This is a genomic window from Gordonia sp. 852002-50816_SCH5313054-c, from assembly GCF_001665925.1.
In the GTDB taxonomy this organism is placed as follows: domain Bacteria; phylum Actinomycetota; class Actinomycetes; order Mycobacteriales; family Mycobacteriaceae; genus Gordonia; species Gordonia jacobaea.
The window spans coordinates 55195-72541 of the sequence record NZ_LZTE01000051.1 but is presented as its reverse complement, the minus strand read 5'-3'; the positions used below and the strand labels follow the sequence as shown (position 1 = coordinate 72541).

Annotated in this window: 12 protein-coding genes; 2 read left to right on the top strand and 10 right to left on the bottom strand. The window is 66.3% G+C overall.

Annotated elements, in window-relative coordinates; translation table 11 throughout:
* Positions 1-151 precede the first annotated feature (151 nt).
* Entirely contained in the window at positions 152-3046 is a 2895-nt protein-coding gene (gene gcvP / locus A5788_RS11965) for an aminomethyl-transferring glycine dehydrogenase (RefSeq protein ID WP_064867679.1), read from the top strand.
* A 10-nt stretch (positions 3047-3056) separates the two neighbouring features.
* On the opposite strand, the gene A5788_RS11960 is transcribed toward gcvP, so the two are convergent.
* The 6 genes from A5788_RS11960 to A5788_RS11935 form a co-directional block, all read right to left on the bottom strand.
* A complete protein-coding gene (locus tag A5788_RS11960) occupies positions 3057-4256 on the bottom strand; it encodes a substrate-binding domain-containing protein (RefSeq protein ID WP_064867677.1) in 1200 nt (399 codons plus the stop codon).
* A gap of 67 nt (positions 4257-4323) precedes the next feature.
* Positions 4324-6540: a malate synthase G gene (locus A5788_RS11955; RefSeq protein ID WP_064867675.1), complete on the bottom strand. Its 2217-nt coding sequence runs from the start codon at positions 6538-6540 to the stop codon at positions 4324-4326.
* A 141-nt stretch (positions 6541-6681) separates the two neighbouring features.
* Positions 6682-7641, bottom strand: a complete 960-nt coding sequence (locus A5788_RS11950) for a hypothetical protein (RefSeq protein WP_064867862.1) — start codon at positions 7639-7641, stop codon at positions 6682-6684.
* Positions 7642-7643: 2 nt separating this feature from the next.
* On the bottom strand, positions 7644-8720 hold the full coding sequence (locus tag A5788_RS11945) for a hemolysin family protein (protein ID WP_064867673.1): 1077 nt from the start codon (positions 8718-8720) through the stop codon (positions 7644-7646).
* Positions 8713-10119: a hemolysin family protein gene (locus tag A5788_RS11940; protein WP_064867670.1), complete on the bottom strand. Its 1407-nt coding sequence runs from the start codon at positions 10117-10119 to the stop codon at positions 8713-8715. Before A5788_RS11940 ends, A5788_RS11945 begins: the two co-directional genes overlap by 8 nt.
* Before the next feature lie 150 nt (positions 10120-10269).
* Complete coding sequence (locus A5788_RS11935; RefSeq protein ID WP_064867860.1) at positions 10270-11709, bottom strand: GuaB1 family IMP dehydrogenase-related protein; 1440 nt, start codon at positions 11707-11709, stop codon at positions 10270-10272.
* Between the two features lie 148 nt (positions 11710-11857).
* On the opposite strand from A5788_RS11935, the gene A5788_RS11930 reads away from it, so the two are divergent.
* A complete protein-coding gene (locus A5788_RS11930; protein WP_064870070.1) occupies positions 11858-12907 on the top strand; it encodes a glycosyltransferase family 2 protein in 1050 nt (349 codons plus the stop codon).
* A 580-nt stretch (positions 12908-13487) separates the two neighbouring features.
* On the opposite strand, the gene A5788_RS11925 is transcribed toward A5788_RS11930, so the two are convergent.
* From A5788_RS11925 to A5788_RS11910, 4 genes are all read right to left on the bottom strand, one after another.
* Entirely contained in the window at positions 13488-14111 is a 624-nt protein-coding gene (locus A5788_RS11925; RefSeq protein WP_269449596.1) for a PIG-L deacetylase family protein, read from the bottom strand.
* 53 nt (positions 14112-14164) lie between these two features.
* A complete protein-coding gene (gndA, locus tag A5788_RS11920) occupies positions 14165-15625 on the bottom strand; it encodes an NADP-dependent phosphogluconate dehydrogenase (protein WP_064867666.1) in 1461 nt (486 codons plus the stop codon).
* A 104-nt stretch (positions 15626-15729) separates the two neighbouring features.
* Positions 15730-16680 carry a M56 family metallopeptidase gene (locus A5788_RS11915; protein WP_005206839.1) on the bottom strand — a complete coding sequence of 317 codons (951 nt, stop codon included), beginning with the start codon at positions 16678-16680 and terminating at the stop codon, positions 15730-15732.
* 99 nt (positions 16681-16779) lie between these two features.
* A complete protein-coding gene (locus A5788_RS11910) occupies positions 16780-17178 on the bottom strand; it encodes a BlaI/MecI/CopY family transcriptional regulator (protein WP_005206837.1) in 399 nt (132 codons plus the stop codon).
* Positions 17179-17347: the final 169 nt, after the last annotated feature.

The window sequence follows — 17347 nt, the reverse complement described above, 5'->3', positions numbered from 1 at the left end:
GTGACGGCCAAGCCGTTACCCGCCCACGGTGAAAGGTTTTCGTGTCATCGCCGACACGATGACTGAATCTCTCAGGCGCCGCCCCGCGGCATGACAGAGGGGGAGGGCCGACCCGCCGGTGCGACCGGTGCGCGCGAGAGGTTCCACCCCCATGACATCCGTCGATGCCTCGACCCCCGAGATCCGCGGCTCCGAGTTCACATCCGCTGCCTTCGTCGACCGCCACGTCGGGCCGGACGCAGACGAGACCGCAAGAATCCTCGCGCTCCTCGGAGTCGAGTCACTCGACGACCTCGCTCAGCAGGTCGTGCCCTCTCTGATCCTCGACGATCCGTCGGACAACGGGCTGTCGGCACTCGACGCCCCACTGACCGAGCAGGAGGCGCTCGAGCGACTGTCGGCGCTGGCATCGAAGAACACCGTCAACCGGTCGATGATCGGTCTCGGCTACTACGACACGATCACTCCCGGCGTCATCCTGCGCAACGTCGTCGAGAATCCGGCCTGGTACACCGCGTACACGCCGTACCAGCCGGAGATCAGCCAGGGCAGGCTCGAAGCGCTGCTGAACTTCCAGACGATGGTCTCCGACCTCACGGCCATGGAGGTGGCGAACGCGTCGATGCTCGACGAGGCCACCGCTGCCGCCGAAGCCATGACGCTCATGCGGCGTGCCGGAAAGTCGAAGTCGAATCGGCTCGTCGTCGACTCCGATCTCTTCCCGCAGACCAGGGCCGTCATCGACACTCGTGCACTGCCGCTCGGTATCGAGGTTGTCGAGGCGACGCTGAATCCGGGGCTGCCGGGGTGTGGGCTGCCAGACGGCGACTATTTCGGTGTCATCCTGCAGACGCCGGGAGCGTCGGGTCGAATCCTCGACGTCGCGCCCATCGTCGACGCCGCGCACGAGGCCGGTGCGCTGGTCACGGTCGGGGCCGATCTCCTCGCGCTGACCCTCATCACGCCGCCCGGCGAGCAGGGTGCCGATGTGTGCTTCGGTACCACCCAGCGTTTCGGCGTGCCGATGGGCTTTGGCGGACCGCACGCAGGCTATCTGTCGGTGCGCGCCAAGCACTCTCGTCAACTGCCCGGGCGACTCGTCGGTGTGTCCAAGGACGCCGACGACAACCTCGGCTACCGGTTGGCGCTGCAGACGCGTGAGCAGCACATCCGCCGGGAGAAGGCGACAAGCAACATCTGCACCGCACAGGTGCTGCTGGCGATCGTGGCCGCGATGTATGCCGCATACCACGGGCCAGATGGCCTGCGCGCCATCGCGCGTCGGGTACACGCACATGCCGCGACGCTCGCCGACAGTCTGAGCGCTGCCGGATTCAGCGTCGAGCACGCAAACTTCTTCGACACGGTGCAGGTCCGCGTGGACGGCCGTGCTGACGCGATCGTCGCCGATGCTCACCGCGCGGGAATCAACCTGCGCAGGGTCGATGCCGACACGGTGTCGATCGCGTGCGACGAGACCACCTCGGCCGCAGACATCGACCGGGTCCTCGAGGTGTTCGAGGTGGCGGGCGTGACGCCGCGCAGCTTCGCGCAGTCGGTCGAGACGCGGACGAGCGAGTTCCTCACGCATCCGGCATTCAACCGGTTCCGCACCGAGACGTCGATGTTGCGTTATCTCCGCGCCCTGTCGGACAAAGACATCGCGCTCGACCGGAGCATGATTCCGCTCGGGTCGTGCACCATGAAGCTCAATGCCACCACCGAGATGGAGCCCATCACCTGGCCCGAATTCACCCGGCTGCACCCGTTCGCGCCGGACAGCGACGGCGCGGGCATTCGCGAATTGATCGCCGACCTCGAGCAGTGGCTGGTGACGATCACCGGCTACGACAGGGTCAGCCTTCAGCCGAACGCGGGCTCGCAGGGTGAGTTCGCCGGTCTGCTCGCGATCCGCCAGTATCACCTCAGCCGGGACGACGCCGCTCGTGACATCTGCTTGATCCCGTCGAGCGCGCACGGCACCAACGCGGCGTCCGCGGTGATGGCGGGCATGCGCGTCGTGGTCGTCGCGTGCCGCGAGAACGGCGATGTCGACGTCGATGACCTGCGCGCCAAGATCGACGCCCATGGCGAGTCGCTGGCCGCGATCATGATCACGTACCCGTCGACGCACGGTGTGTTCGAGCACGACATCCGCGACATCTGCGCAGCGGTCCACGATGCCGGCGGTCAGGTCTACATCGACGGCGCAAACCTCAACGCGCTGGTCGGCGTTGCGCGCCCCGGCCGGTTCGGCGGCGACGTCAGTCACCTGAATCTGCACAAGACCTTCTGCATCCCGCACGGCGGTGGTGGTCCCGGCGTCGGGCCGATCGCGGTGCGGTCACACCTGGCACCGTTCCTGCCCGGACATCCGCTCGCCGACGAACTGCCCGGCGCGGCAACGATTTCGGCGGCGCCGTACGGATCGGCGTCGATCCTCCCGATCACCTACGCGTATATCGCCATGATGGGTGCCGACGGGCTGCGTCGCGCCACACTGACCGCGATTGCGTCGGCCAACTACATCGCACGACGCCTCGGCGATCACTACCCGGTGCTCTACACCGGCGACGGTGGATGGGTCGCACACGAGTGCATCCTGGACCTTCGCGGACTGACGAAGGAAACCGGAGTGACCGTCGACGATGTCGCAAAGCGGTTGGCCGACTACGGTTTCCACGCGCCGACGATGAGCTTCCCGGTGGCGGGAACCCTGATGGTCGAGCCGACCGAGAGTGAGAATCTCGACGAGATCGACGCCTTCTGCGACGCGATGATCGCCATTCGCGCCGAGATCGACAAGGTGGGCGACGGCACCTGGACCGTCGACGACAACCCGCTGCGGGGAGCACCGCACACCGCGGAATGCCTTGTCGCCGAATGGGATCACGCCTACTCACGCGAAGAAGCGGTCTATCCCCAGGGATTGCCGTCCGCGGGTGCGCGGGCCAAGGTCTTCCCGGCGGTGCGTCGTATCGACGGCACCTATGGAGACCGCAACCTCGTCTGCTCGTGCCCGCCGATCGAGGCGTTCGCGGACTGAGCGTTCCGGTTCAGGCGGAGGGGCCGAAGTCGCGTCCGTAGACGAGTTTGTTGATCGTCACGATGGCTGAGTTCTCGGGCTGCGGCATCGGCTCCTTGGTGATCGGGAATCCGACGGTTTTCGTCGCGGGCGGTAGCGGTGCGTTGCCGCGGAATCCCTGCGACGTCAGCAACGACAGGTGCTTCTGGTCCTGGGCGAAGCGGAAGAAGTCGGCGATCGCGGCGCTCGCCACGGGCGAGACCTGGTCACCGGCGAGCCGGATGATCGGGAAATCGGCAAAGGGTGTCGGGCCGCTCGGCACGATCTCGGCGAGACGGGCCGTCGAATCCTCGCGGGTGAGTTTGTAGAGCTGCTGCTCGGTGATCGGTACAGCGTGGATGGGCGAGGTTTTCGCGTCGGACGCGTCGCGCATGACCGTCGCCGCTCCGACGGGGCTGCCGTCGGGTGATTGCGGCGCGCCGTCGAGCATCGCCCCGACGCTCGACGCGACTCGGTCAGATGAGGCGTCGTCGTTGGTGAGCGGTCCGGTGGTGCGCATGACGCGCATGGCTACCGCCTGCGCGGCGAGCGAGGAGGCGTCGGACTGCGCGCCGAGCGGCATTGCCATGCGCAGGGAACCCCAGCCGGTGATGTCGAAGTCGCGGAGGCTGCCGTCGCGTTGCTGCAGCGTGGGGACCTGGCCCCAATCGATCTTGCCGTCGATCTTGCTGCCCAGCTCTGCTGATGTCGCGAGCACGACAGGCGAGGTCACCAACGATGTCGGTGTTCCCTCGAGTGCCGACGGTTTTGCCTGCGCCAACTCGGCGGCCCATACCGACGACTGCGGAATCCACGCGGCGGGAAACGCTCCCATCGACGCGGCGTCCCAATTTCCGGCCAGCCCGTCCAGGGTGGTCTTCGCGTCGCCCGCACGCACGGCGACGGTGATGCAGTGGTCGCGAACGACGGGTTTGCTCGCACCGAACTCGCGAGCGATCGCGATCAGTGCCGGAGCGACGTCGGCGTCGGCTACGACGTCGACCGTCGCAGGCCCCTCGATGCACGAGGCAGCAGCAGAATCAGCCTGCTTGTCGAGGTGGTCGCCGAGTTGCTGCCATGCCACGATCACGGCGGCTATCAGCACCAGAGCGAGTAATACGAACACCAGCCCGCGGCTGACCCCCCGCTGCCTGATTCCGCTTCCGCCACCGGTTACCCGATGATGCGCCACTACCGCCTCCGTTGTCGCGTGCGAGGTCCCGGACAGACAGGGCGTCCGTCCGGGACCTCACGCGTGTTCACGCCTTGGCCGCGGCAGCCTTGTACTCGCGGCGCTTGCGATGCAGGATCGGCTCGGTGTAGCCGCTCGGCTGCTTCGCTCCCTCGAGGATAAGTTCCTTGGCGGCCTGGAATGCGATATTCGTTTCGAAATCCGGAGCCATCGGCGAATAGGTCGGATCGTCCGCGTTCTGCCGATCGACCACCGGGGCCATCCGCTCGAGCGCAGCGACGACGTCGTCTGCGGTGACGATCCCGTGATGAATCCAGTTGGCGAGGAGCTGGCTGGAGATGCGCAGCGTTGCACGATCTTCCATGAGCGCGACGTCGTGGATGTCGGGAACCTTGGAACAGCCGACGCCGTGGTCGATCCAGCGCACCACGTAGCCCAGGATCGACTGGCAGTTGTTGTCGAGTTCTTCCTTCTTCTCCGCGTCGGACCAGTCGGTCTTCGGTGCGAGCGGAATGGTCAGGATGTCGTCGACCGACGCCGGGTCGCGCTTGGCGATCTCGTCCTGGCGCTCGAACACATCGACGAGGTGGTAGTGCATCGCGTGCAGTGTGGCGCCGGTGGGTGAGGGCACCCAGGCGGTGCTCGCGCCGGCCTCGGGCTGTGCGATCTTCTGCTCGACCATGTCGGCCATCAGGTCGGTCATGGCCCACATGCCCTTACCGATCTGAGCCTTGTGCTGGAGACCGGCGTGTAGACCGATGTCGACGTTGGAGTCCTCGTAGGTGACCATCCACTTGGCCTTCTTCATCTCACCCTTGCGGATCATCGCACCCGCCTCCATGGAGGTGTGGATCTCGTCGCCGGTGCGGTCGAGGAAGCCGGTGTTGATGAACACCACACGGTCTTCTGCGGCCTTGATCGAGGCCTTGAGGTTCACCGAGGTGCGGCGCTCCTCGTCCATGATGCCGACCTTAAGGGTGTTCTCCGGCAGGCCGAGAACCTTCTCCACGCGACCGAACAGCTCGACGGTGAATGCGGCTTCGTCGGGTCCGTGCATCTTGGGCTTGACGATGTAGATCGAACCCGTGCGCGAGTTCTGCAGACCGTCGTCGCTCAAACCGTGAATGCCCGCGAGCGAGGTGACCAGGGCGTCGAGGATGCCCTCGGGCACCTCGTTGCCGTCGGCGTCGAGAACGGCGGGGTTGGTCATGAGGTGGCCGACGTTGCGCACGAACAGCAGTGAACGACCGTGCAGGTCGAAGCCCGTGCCGTCGGGCGCGGTGTAGGTCCGGTTGGGGTTGAGCACGCGGGTGAAGGTCTTGCCGCCCTTGCTGACCTCTTCGGACAGGTCGCCCTTGTTGAGTCCGAGCCAGTTGCGGTAGCCGAGGACCTTGTCGTCGGCGTCGACTGCGGCGACCGAGTCCTCGAAGTCCATGATCGTGGTGATCGCCGACTCCATCACGACGTCCTTGATGCCTGCCGGATCGGTCTGCCCGATCGGCGACGACGGGTCGATCTCGATGTCGAGGTACAAGCCGTTGTGGCGCAGCAGGACCGACGCGGGGGACGCCGCGTCGCCGGTGTAGCCCGCGAACGCGGAGGGATCGGCGAGGGTCGACGTCGTGCCGTCGGCGAGCGTCACCTGGACAGCACCGTCGACCACGGCGATCTTGGTGACGTCGGTGTAGCTGCACTGCTCGAGCGGAACAGCCTTGTCCAGGAAGCCCTTTGCGTACGCGATGACCTTGTCGCCGCGAACCTTGTTGTAGCCCTTGCCCTTCTCGGCGCCGCCCTCGTCGCTGATGACGTCGGTGCCGTACAGGGCGTCGTAGAGCGAGCCCCAGCGCGCATTCGACGCGTTCAGTGCGAATCGCGCGTTGAGGATCGGCACGACGAGCTGAGGTCCTGCCGTCTCGGAGATCTCACGGTCGACGTTGGTGGTGCCGATCTGGAAGTCGGCGGGCACCTCGGCGAGGTAGCCGACATCGGTGAGGAACTGCTTGTACTCGCCGAACACGGCAGGATCGGAGAAGTCGACGCCCTTGTGGTCGCGGTGCCACGCGTCGATCTTGCTCTGCAGGTCGTCACGCACTGCGAGCAGCTCACGGTTGCGGGGTGCGAGGTCGTTGATGACGGCGGCCGCGCCCTTCCAGAAGGTGTCCTTGTCGACACCCGAGCCCGGAAGCGCCTCGCTGTTGATGAAGTCGTAGAGGACGGTGGCGACCTGAAGGCCCTCCACATTCGTGCGGGCGGTGGAGTCAACGGCAGGGGTCTGGTCCGACATAAGAGCCTTCCTTCTCCGGTGGCCCGGAAGCCGGTGGCGTTGCGGCTTCGGTGTCGAATCCGCGCACGTCATCAGCCCTCATCGGGACAACAGGGGCGATCGTGAACGCGCTCCATGTTACCCGCGAGGTAAATCGCGTCGTCAGCAGGCGTCGAGCAGCACGCCGAGGTGGGAACGCAGCGTGCCGCGCAGCTCGGCGCCACGATCGGCGATGGCCGACTGCTCGCGGACGTACTCGGCCCGCCCCGCGGGCGTCTCGATCTCGACGGGCGCGTAGCCGAGGTCTCGCAGGTCGTAGGGACTCGCTCGCATGTCGAGCTCGCGGGCGGTGAGTGCGAGCTCGAAGGCGACGAGTGTCAGCTCCGCGGGAATCAGCGGCGCGAGGTTGATGCAGGCGCGGTACAGGTCCATGGTCGCGTGCAGACAGCCGGGTTGTTCGTGCTCGATCTGTGTCTGCCGCGACAACGTCGACTCGTTTCGTGGACGAGCCGCGTCGGTGAAGAAGCGGAAAGCGTCGAAGTGTGTGCACCGCAACGGCATCGATTCGACGACGGCGTCGGTGGCGGCCGATCCGAGCCGCAGCGGGACGGAATGTCGGGGCGCGTCGGTGCGGTAGACCATCGCCCACTCATGCAGACCGAAGCATCCCAGGCGGGCGGGGCGCGAGGCGGTGGCGTCGAGAAGTGCGCAGGTGGCGAGAAGTGCGCCGCGACGTTCGGTGAGGAACGCCGGGTCGACGGTCACGCCCCCGTCGGGAGTTCGGGTGTAGCCGCGAAGGGTCGACAGCTCTTCGAGGACGCGCGCTTGGCCGCGGTCGCCCGTGGGACCCGGCGCCGCCAGCACGACGCCGTAGCCGGGGTGCCAGCGGCGTAGGTGTGAGGGGCGTGCCGAGTAGTAGGTGAACAAGAAGTCGAGGACGGGGTGCTTTTCGCCCTGCGCCCTCGACCGCAGGTACGGCCCGACGAGATCTTCGACGCGCGACTCGTGTGCGGCGCGACGCGCCTGCCAGGCGTCGGGAGATAAGACGTCAGGGGATAAGACGTCGGGGGAGAGGACAGGGTTCGAGAGCTCGACAGGGCGGCCGGGAGTCGCGTGCGTCATGGTCACACCCGATGCGTCTCGTCGCGGACGGTGCCGACGAACTCCTCCACGAGGTCGGCGAGCGCCACGATGCCGACGGTGCGTCCCGAGTCGTCGACCACCGCACCGAGGTGTGAGCTGGTGCGGCGCAGGGCGCGCGTCGCGTCGTCGAGTGGGGTGTCGATGCCGATCACCGGAAGTGGACGGATCTTGTCGACGCCGATGATCGTCTCCTGGCCGACGTTGTCGTCGAGGATGTCGTCGAGCACGTCCTTCAGGTGGAGGTAACCGGTGAAGGTGCCGTCGAGGCCGCGCACCGGGAACCGGGAGAAACCGGTGTCGCTGACGGCTCGCTCGACCGACCCGAGGGTGGGGCCGACGCCACCGGTCACCGGATCGACCTCGACGTCGACGCTGCGCATCCGATCGAGCGGGATCATCACCTCCGACACCGTGCGGGCGACCGACCGCAGTGCGCGGGTCAGACGCTCGTGTTCCTCCGCGTCGATCAGGCCTTCCTCACGGGACTCGCCGAGCATCTGCGCGAGTTCGACGGGCGAGACCGTCGAATCGAGCTCGTCCTTCGGCTCGACGCGCAATGCGCGAAGCGTGATGTTCGCCAGCCAGTTGTAGAACGCGATGAGCGGGCGGACGATCTTGATGAAGCCGAGGTGAACGGGGACGAGCAGCATGGCTGCGCGTTCCGGACCGGCGAGCGCGATGTTCTTGGGCACCATCTCGCCGAGCAGGATGTGCAGCACCGCAACGAGTCCGAGCGCCACGGCGAACGAGATGGGGTGCAGCAGCGACTCGGGGACGTGTGCGACCTCGAGTGGTAGCTCGAGGATGTGTGCGACGGCCGGTTCGCCGACCCGGCCGAGCAGGATCGAACAGATCGTGATGCCCAATTGGGCGCCTGCGAGCATGAGCGAGAGATGCTCGCTCGCACGGATCACCGTGCGGGCCCGCGATTTTCCGCTCTCGGCGAGCGCTTCCAGTCGGTCGCGTCGTGCCGAGATGAGGGAGAATTCAGCGCCGACGAAGAACGCGTTGCCCGCGAGCAACACCACGGTGAGAACGATTGCCCATGCGTCACTCATCGTGAGCTCCCGGGCTGTCGCTCGATGCGTCGTCGGACGTGATGGGTGTCAGTCGCACGACGTCGACGCGTCGACCGTCCATCGCGACGACGGTCGCATTCCACGGGGTGGTGTCGAACTCCTCGTCGGATTCGTCTTCGTCGTCGTCGCGCAGAGACACCACCATCGGGAGGTCGACGGAATCACCCGCTGCCGGGATGCGACCGAGTTCGTTCATCACAAGACCGCCGAGCGTGTCATACGGGCCATCGGGAGCGCGGTAGCCGGTGGCGTCGGCGACCTCGTCGGTGCGCAGCAGTCCCGAGAGCAGATATCCGTTGGCGTCGACCTGGACGTCGGCGCGTTCGTCGTCGTGCTCGTCGGTGACGTCGCCGAGGATCTCTTCGATGAGGTCCTCGGTCGTCACGATTCCGGCAGTGCCGCCGTACTCGTCGATCACCACGCAGACCTCCATGCCGTCGGCACGGATCTGCTCCATCAACGCGTCGCCGTCGAGAGTCGTCGGGACGGTGGGTACCGAGCGCGCTATCGACGAGAGGGACGTCGAGAGTTGTTCTTCCGGGGCGACGGTGAACGCCTGCTTGATGTGGACGACGCCGATCATGTCGTCGAGATCGCCGTCGTTGACGATCGGGAAGCGTGAGTGTCCGGTCCGCGACGTCGCCATGACGAGGTCGCGAATCGTGTCGTCGCGGTCGAGGTATTCGACCGTGACGCGCGGGGTCATCAGATCCTCGGCGGTGAGTTCACCGAATTTGAGTGACCGATCGACGAGCATCGCCGTCTCCGGGTCGATGGACCCCTGTTTGGCCGAGTTGCGTACGAGCGAACCGAACTCCGACGGCGATCGCGCCGACCGCAGTTCCTCGGCAGGCTCGATACCCATCCGCCGCACGATCCAGTTCGCGGCGCCGTTGAGACCCCGGATGACCCAGCGGAACGCCAGCGAAAAGTAGGCGAGAGGGGCGGCGGTGGCACGTGCCACCGCCATCGGACGTGCGATGGCGATGTTCTTGGGGACCAGCTCGCCGAGCACCATCGACAGCGACGTCGCGATGAGCAGCGCGAAAACGAGTGAGAGGACCGACGCGACCGATTCGCTCACGCCCATCGCGCGGAATACGGGACCGAGGATCTGTGCCAGCACCGGCTCGGCGATATAGCCGGTGATCAGCGTCGTGATCGTGATACCGAGCTGTGCGCCCGAGAGCTGGAACGACAGCGTCCGGTGTGCGCGCTGCACAATGCGTGAACGACGGTCGCCGCGGGTGGCGACCTCGGATTCGACGGCTGACCGTTCGAGCGCGGTGAGGGAGAACTCGGCCGCGACGAAGATCGCGGTACCGAGGGTCAGCGCTATGAACCCGATCAGGCTGGCGACGATGATCAGCGCCTGCACGTGTCACCTTCGTGTCGAGACAGAGCGTCCGGTGCCTGTGGCACAGGCGATCCCTCCATGACGCACCGAGTGGCTGGGGACAGCGCCACGGAGTCGGTGCGCTCCGTGGGCAACGCAGACCATTCTAGGTGCGGCGTCGGTGGCGAGGGCTCACCAACCTGTCGGTAGCGGTTTGCCCTCGGCGAAGCCTGCGGGCGACTGCACTCCGAGAACCACGCGCTCACGCAGTTCGCCGAGCGATCGCGCGCCGGTGTAGGTCGCCGTGCTGCGCACACCCGAACAGATGTGGTCGATGAGGTCTTCGACGCTCGGACGCTCGGCGTCGAGCTTGATCCGGGAACTGGAGATGCCCTCCTCGAACAGCGCCTTGCGCGCCTGGTCGAAAGCGCTGTCGGCAGAGGTGCGCGCTGCCACAGCGCGCTTGGACGCCATCCCGAAGCTTTCCTTGTAGAGCGCGCCCGACGCGTCGCGCTTGAGATCGCCGGGCGACTCGTAGGTCCCCGCGAACCACGACCCGATCATCACGTTCGACGCGCCTGCGGCGATAGCCAGTGCGACGTCGCGAGGATGGCGGACACCACCATCTGCCCACACGTGTTTGCCGAGTTCTGCTGCGGTGGTTGAACATTCGGCGACCGCGGAGAACTGCGGCCGTCCGACGCCGGTCATCATCCGCGTCGTGCACATCGCGCCGGGCCCGACGCCGACCTTCACGATGTCGGCTCCGGCGTTGATCAGGTCGCGTGTGCCCGCGGCGGACACGACGTTTCCGGCGGCCAACGGGACGCCGAGGTCGGCCGTTGCGACAGCTTCGAGCGCCGCGAGCATCTTCTCCTGGTGCCCGTGTGCCGTGTCGATGACCAGGAGGTCGGAACCGGCGGCCACGAGTGCCTTCGCCTTGCCGACGACGTCGCCGTTGATGCCGACGGCCGTCGCGATGCGGAGGCGGTTCTCGTCGTCGACGGCAGGGCGGTAGATGCCGCTGCGCAGTGCGCCAGTCCGGGTGACCACGCCGGTGAGGCGTCCGTCGCCGTCGAGCATGATCGCGGCGTGCTGGTGCGCGGCGTCGAGGATCTCGAAGACTTCCCGGACGTCCGTTCCGGCGGCCACCGAGACGAACCCGCGGTCGAGGACGTCGCCGAGTCGGGTGAAGCGGTCGACGTCGGTACACGCCGTCTCGTCGACGGTGCCGACGGGCCGCCCGTCACGGTCGACGACCACGACGATGCCGTGCGCACGTTTGGTGATCAGTGCGAGCGCGTCGCTGACCGAATCGTCGAGTTCGAGTGTGACCGGGGTGTCGGCCACGAGGTCGCGCGACTTGACGAACGCGATGCTCGACTCCACGGCCGGGATCGGCAGGTCCTGCGGCAACACGACCAATCCGCCCCGGCGGGCGACGGTTTCAGCCATCCGCTTTCCGGCGACAGCGGTCATGTTCGCGACGACGACGGGGATGGTCGTGCCCGAGCCGTCAGAAGACGCGAGGTCGACGTCGAAGCGGGAGATCACGTCACTGCGTGACGGAACGACGAAGACATCGTCGTAGGTGAGGTCATAAGCGGGCGAGTGTCCCGAGAGAAAGCGCACGTACACACACTGTACCCGGCGATGACTCGGCTGCGATTCGTGGGTTGTTGCCGTCGGCGCGTCGGGCGATCGGAGTCTTTTCTTGTGGGGAAGGCTAGGCTAACTTTGCTGGCAAACCGCTGTGAAGTGACTGAGCGCGAGGAGTGACGTGGGCAAGGTGGCGCCGACGCCCGATCCGACGCGCCTGTCGGTAGTCATACCCGTGTATCGGAGTGCGCTGTACATCGAGCCGTGCCTGCGCGCGATCCTGCGGCAAGTCAGGCCAGTCGACGAAGTTGTCGTGGTCGACGACCGCGGCGACGACGGGTCGATCGCGGTGGCGACGCACATCCTCACGTCGGCTGGTGTCGACCACCGCGTTGTCGAACTCGATCGCAATCGTGGCGCGGGTTATGCGCGCAACGCCGGCGTGCGTGCAGCAACCGGCGACGTGATCTGGTTCTTCGACAGCGACGACCTCGCCGACCCCACGTTCACCGCGCGCATGCTCGACGCGCTGGTCCGAGAACATGCCGACTTCGCTTCCTGCCGAACGATGTTCGTCGATCCTGCTGGGGCTGCTCTCGGCGTTGCCGAACGTCGAATGCGGCGGCGATTTGTCGACGGCCACGAATTCGCCCGAATGCTCATGCGGGGCAGGGTGAAGGCGTATCCGCCGGCACGATTGTTCCGCCGCGCGGTGCTCGGCGATGCACCCTGGGACGAACGCAGAGCGTATGAGGATATGGCGGCAACGCTGCGCATCGCCCTGCGCGCCGACCGCGTCGCGCTCGTCGACGAGCCGCTGCTCTGGTATCGACAGCATCCTGAGTCGACGTCGCAGGTCACCTGCACGCACACCGCCGATGTCTTCACGATGGGCGACGAAGTGGCCCGACTTGCCCCGGAGCTTCGCGAGCGCAACGCGCTGTCGGGGTGGGGATCGAGCTGGCTGGAGGGGAGTCGGAACCGCTCGCTCGCCCGCGCGTTTCGCTACCGGGAGGTGCTCATACCCGCCGCGCACATGGCGATGCGGGCCGCGCAGGCCAACTTCGGAGACCCCGACGTAGTCCGTTCTCTGATCGCGGAGTCGCGCCGGCGGTCGTCGCTCGCCGACGTGATTCCGCTGGTCGCCAGCGGCCAGTTGCGCTCCGCGGCGTTCGCGGTCGGCATGGCGGCGTCGCCATCGGCGTACGCGCGGGTGCTGCGCACCCGGTGACCGACAGCAGGCTCGTGGCGGGCCGCGGGGTACGTACACAATCCGGTCGTCAGCGCGAGGCCGTGACAATTATTGTCGCGGCGTCCCGCTGGCGTCGCAGTTGTGTACGCAGCGACCCCGCGCGGCCGTGCCCGAGTTCAGCATTCCGTGAGATCGGGTCGGGCTCAGTCGCCGACGGCATGGTCGGCCCCGGACTCTGCCGCATCCGGCGTCCGCCCCGACGGTGGACGTGCCTGGTGCGTTTGCGGTGGCGGTCAGAGGTCGCGGGTCACAGCCCAAAAACGTTCGGGCGCAACGATTTTGTCGATGTTGAACTGTGTTATGGGTGGGGTAGCACTCAACGGCCGCGTGGCGGGGTACGTACACAATCCGGTCGTCAGCGCGAGGCCGCGACAATAATTGTCGCGGCGTCCCGCTGACGTCGCAGTTGTGTACGCATTGACCCGGTGCGGCCGTGTCCTGGTTGAGCATTCAGTGAGATTGGGTCGGGCTCAGTCGCCGACGGCATGGTCGGCGCCGGACTCTGCCGCATCCGGCGTCCGCCCGGCGGTGGACGTGCCTGGTGCGCATCCGGTGACCGTCAGAGGTCGCGGGTGACAGCCCAAAAACGTTCGGGTGCAACGATTTTGTTCATGTCGAACTGTGTGTTCTGCGTGGGGTAGCACTCGACGGCCGTGCGTTTGAGATCCATCGACCCGGCGGCCGGTTGCACCTCGTCGAGCACGCATCCCCGCCAACGCAACACGTCGCGACTGGCCATCTCGTCGCTGCGGCTGTAATTGCAGTACGGCAGATCCGCGTACATCCACAGGGGAACCGGCACCCGTGCCGCAAGAACCGCGTTACGTACGAGCAGGTGGTCGGCATGCCTGACACCGAGCGGTCCGATAACCACCTGTGGTCGGTGGGTTTCCACCAGTTCGGATACAGCGCCGCTCAGCGCCACGAGGTCGGCGCCACCGTACTGCTGGTCGAGGAAATCGAGATGTACCGCGCGAGCACCGAGCGTCGCGACGGCCTTCTCGTCCTCTGCTCGGCGGATGTCGAGTGCTTCGCTCGAAGACGCGAAGCCGGTCGAGCGGTCCCATTCCGTGTGCTGAGGCGGATCGGGCCGCCCGGCCAACATGGTCACGACAACGACGTCGTCCATCGCCGACAGCGCTGCGCCGGCCGAATACACCGCATCGTCGAGATGCGGAGAGATGACCAGAACCCGCGACAGATCCGCTGCGTTCAGACTGTCTTCACCCTCGACGTTCAGTCGGTCTTCACCTCGGTGCGATCCTGGCCCCAGAGCGTGTGGAAGGTTCCGGGCTTGTCGACGCGCTTGTAGGTATGTGCGCCGAAGTAGTCGCGCAGGCCCTGCGTCAGGGCGGCAGGCAGCCGGTCGCTGCGCAATCCGTCGTAGTAGGAGATCGATGAGGCGAACGCCGGTACGGGCACTCCCATCAGCGTCGCCGCCGACACCACTCGTCGCCAACTGTCGAGGGACGACTCCACGGCGTCGGTGAAGTAGGGCGCGAGCAGCAGGCTCGGCAGGTCGGCGTTGTCGGCGTACGCGTCGCGAATCCGGTTGAGGAACTTCGCGCGGATGATGCAGCCGCCTCGCCAGATCGTGGCGAGCGAGCCGCGGTCGACGTTCCAGTTGTACTCCTGGCTGCCCGCGCTGATCTCGTCGAATCCCTGGGCATAGGCGACCATTTTGGAGGCGTAGAGCGCGCGGCGGATGTCCTCGACGAACTGCTCTTTGTCCTTCGGAGCCTCTGCGAGCGTTCCCGAGGCCAGCGACGTTGCCGCGGACCGCTGGTCGGCAGCGCTCGACAGCGCCCGGGCGAACACCGCCTCCGCGATCCCGGTCACCGGGATGCCGAGGTCGAGTGCGGCCTTCACCGTCCACCGGCCGGTGCCCTTCTGGCCCGCCTGGTCGACGATGACGTCGACGAGTGGTTTACCGGTCTCGGCGTCGACCTGGGCCAGCACCTGCGCGGTGATCTCGACCAGGTAGCTCTCGAGTTCACCCTTGTTCCACTCGGCGAAGACGTCGGCGATCTCGGCAGGTTCCATGCCGAGGCCTCGACGCATCAGGTCGTACGCCTCGCCGATGAGCTGCATGTCGGCGTACTCGATGCCGTTGTGGACCATCTTGACGAAGTGGCCGCTGCCGTCGGGACCGATGTGGGTGCAACAGGGTTCGCCGTCGACGTGCGCGGAGATCTTCTCGAGCATCGGCCCGACCGATTCGTACGACACCGCGGGGCCGCCGGGCATGATCGACGGACCGTTGAGTGCGCCTTCCTCGCCGCCGGAGATGCCCGCGCCGATGAAGTTCAGGCCGCGTTCGGCCATCGCAGCCTCGCGACGGATCGTGTCGGTGTAGAGGGAGTTGCCGCCATCAATGATGATGTCGCCCTTCTCCATCACGTCGGCCAGCTCAGAGATGACCGCGTCGGTGGGGTCGCCCGCCTTGACCATGATCAACACGCGACGTGGCTTCTCCAACGCGTCGACGAACTCCTGCATCGTCTCGGTGCGGATGAAGTTGCCCTCGCTGCCATGCTCATCAAGGAGAGCATCGGTCTTGGCGATGGAGCGATTGTGGAGTGCAACGGTGTAGCCGTGGTGAGCGAAATTGCGGGCGATGTTGGAGCCCATGACTGCCAGGCCGGTGACTCCGATCTGGGCCTTCGACGACGCGGACGATGTGGCGGAGTTGGTCATGCCACCAGCCTATTGCCTCGGAGGCATCCTGTGTTCTGTGGTGTCCGAAGTGTCGCAACCGCACCGGTCGACGGTGTCGCAGGCCGATCCGGCCCACGAGAGCATCAGTGAGCCGCGACGAGCCTGCTCAGTTCGGTCAGCCAGGGGATTGCGACGGCCAGCGTCGGCACCACCAGGATCGCGGTCGCGCCCGAATACGCCACTGTGACCAGCCAGATCGGCGCGCGGTCGTGCCGGAGGCGATGGACGCGGGTCAGCGTTGTCGGCCCGCCGACGGCCATCGCGCCGCGTGGTGCGACGGCGTCCGCGCACGCAACAAGCGCGCGCCCGAGTGTTGTCGGTGCGGTTGCTCGAACCGCCTGGTCGTCGGCGAGGGCCTCGACGAGAAGCTCGACCGAACCGAGCGCGGAGGAACTACGTACGAAGCGGGGGAACGCTTCATGGAGCGCGATGAACGCTTCGAGGACGAGGTCGTGGCGTGCGCGAAGGTGTGCACGTTCGTGTGCGATGACGGCGATGAGTTCGTCCCGGGAGAGTCGGGCCACGACGCCCTCACTCAGCACGACGCGCTGCCGAATGCCGGGCAGGCAGTAGGCGAGTGGCTGCTCGACGTCGATCATGCGGATATCGCGACCGAACAGCGGATGCGACTGATCGGAGCGGTCGCATCGGTCGAGGATGTCGATGAGTTGGCGATGCGTCGCCCGTCGAGCACGGGTGCGTACACCGACGCGAACGACCGTGAAGATCAGGCGGGCGCCGATGAGCAGCGTGAGCGCGAAGACGCCCACATAGGCAATCCACAGCGGAAGCCCGACCCGTTCGATCTCCCGGAGCGGGTGGGTCGTCGGCGCGCCGTCGGGGCCGGGGGAGAGCAGATTCGCCGCGATTGCCAGACCGCAACTGAACGCAGACAGCACGGCCGCGAGTGCGATGGCCTGCCACAGCGTCATTGCTGCTCGGGGTGCACGAATCGGCCACTGGGCTCGCGACAACGCCTCAGGGGCAGGGCCGACGAAAACCAGCGTCATGATGCCGAAGAGCAGTGCGGTCATCGAGTGCTGTCCTAGCGGTGGGCTGTATAGCAGGGTGAATCAGTCGTGCAAGTAAATACATAGAACGAAAGCGAGTGAATCAACGGTACTAAAGCGAATCTAGCTGGTCTCTTGAGTACCGCGGGCTGCTTCGAGCTCATCGAGCGCACGACGCAGCGCGGCGGCTTCGTCGGCGCCTACTCGACCGACAAAGCTGACGAGGGCCGCGTGCCGAGAGCCGGGGGCATGCGCTTCGCTGAGCGCATCGACCATCAATGACGCCACGAGGTCTTCGCGTGGATGGGTGGGGACGTACTTGTGGGCTCGGTCCTCGCGGATCTGCGTGACCAGGTTCTTCTTCGCCAGACGCTGCAGCACGGTCATCACCGTGGTGTAGGCCAGGGAGCGGTCGCGGGATAGATCCGCGTGGACCTGGCGAACCGTCTGAGGTGTGGGACTCTCCCAAAGGGAGTCCATCACCGCACGCTCCAGATCGCCCAATCCGTTCATCTTTCGCATTTTACTGCCGTTTCCTCTACTTGCTCGACGCCGGGGCCAACTTGCCTCGCGGGGTGCCTTGACAATGTTGGTAAGGCTAGCCTACGTTAATCACAACGTCGGACCGCGCGAGAGTCCTGAGGGCTGCAGAGACCCCCGGTCCACGTCGCGGTAAGCCCCACATCCCCAA

Excerpts from the sequence above, each read along its gene's own strand:
- gcvP (WP_064867679.1), top strand. The coding sequence starts at position 152 with ATGACATCCGTCGATGCCTCGACCCCCGAGATCCGCGGCTCCGAGTTC.
- A5788_RS11955 (WP_064867675.1), bottom strand. The coding sequence starts at position 6,540 with ATGTCGGACCAGACCCCTGCCGTTGACTCCACCGCCCGCACGAATGTG.
- A5788_RS11950 (WP_064867862.1), bottom strand. The coding sequence starts at position 7,641 with ATGACGCACGCGACTCCCGGCCGCCCTGTCGAGCTCTCGAACCCTGTC.
- A5788_RS11945 (WP_064867673.1), bottom strand. The coding sequence starts at position 8,720 with ATGAGTGACGCATGGGCAATCGTTCTCACCGTGGTGTTGCTCGCGGGC.
- gndA (WP_064867666.1), bottom strand. The coding sequence starts at position 15,625 with ATGACCAACTCCGCCACATCGTCCGCGTCGTCGAAGGCCCAGATCGGA.
- A5788_RS11915 (WP_005206839.1), bottom strand. The coding sequence starts at position 16,680 with ATGACCGCACTGCTCTTCGGCATCATGACGCTGGTTTTCGTCGGCCCT.
- A5788_RS11910 (WP_005206837.1), bottom strand. The coding sequence starts at position 17,178 with ATGCGAAAGATGAACGGATTGGGCGATCTGGAGCGTGCGGTGATGGAC.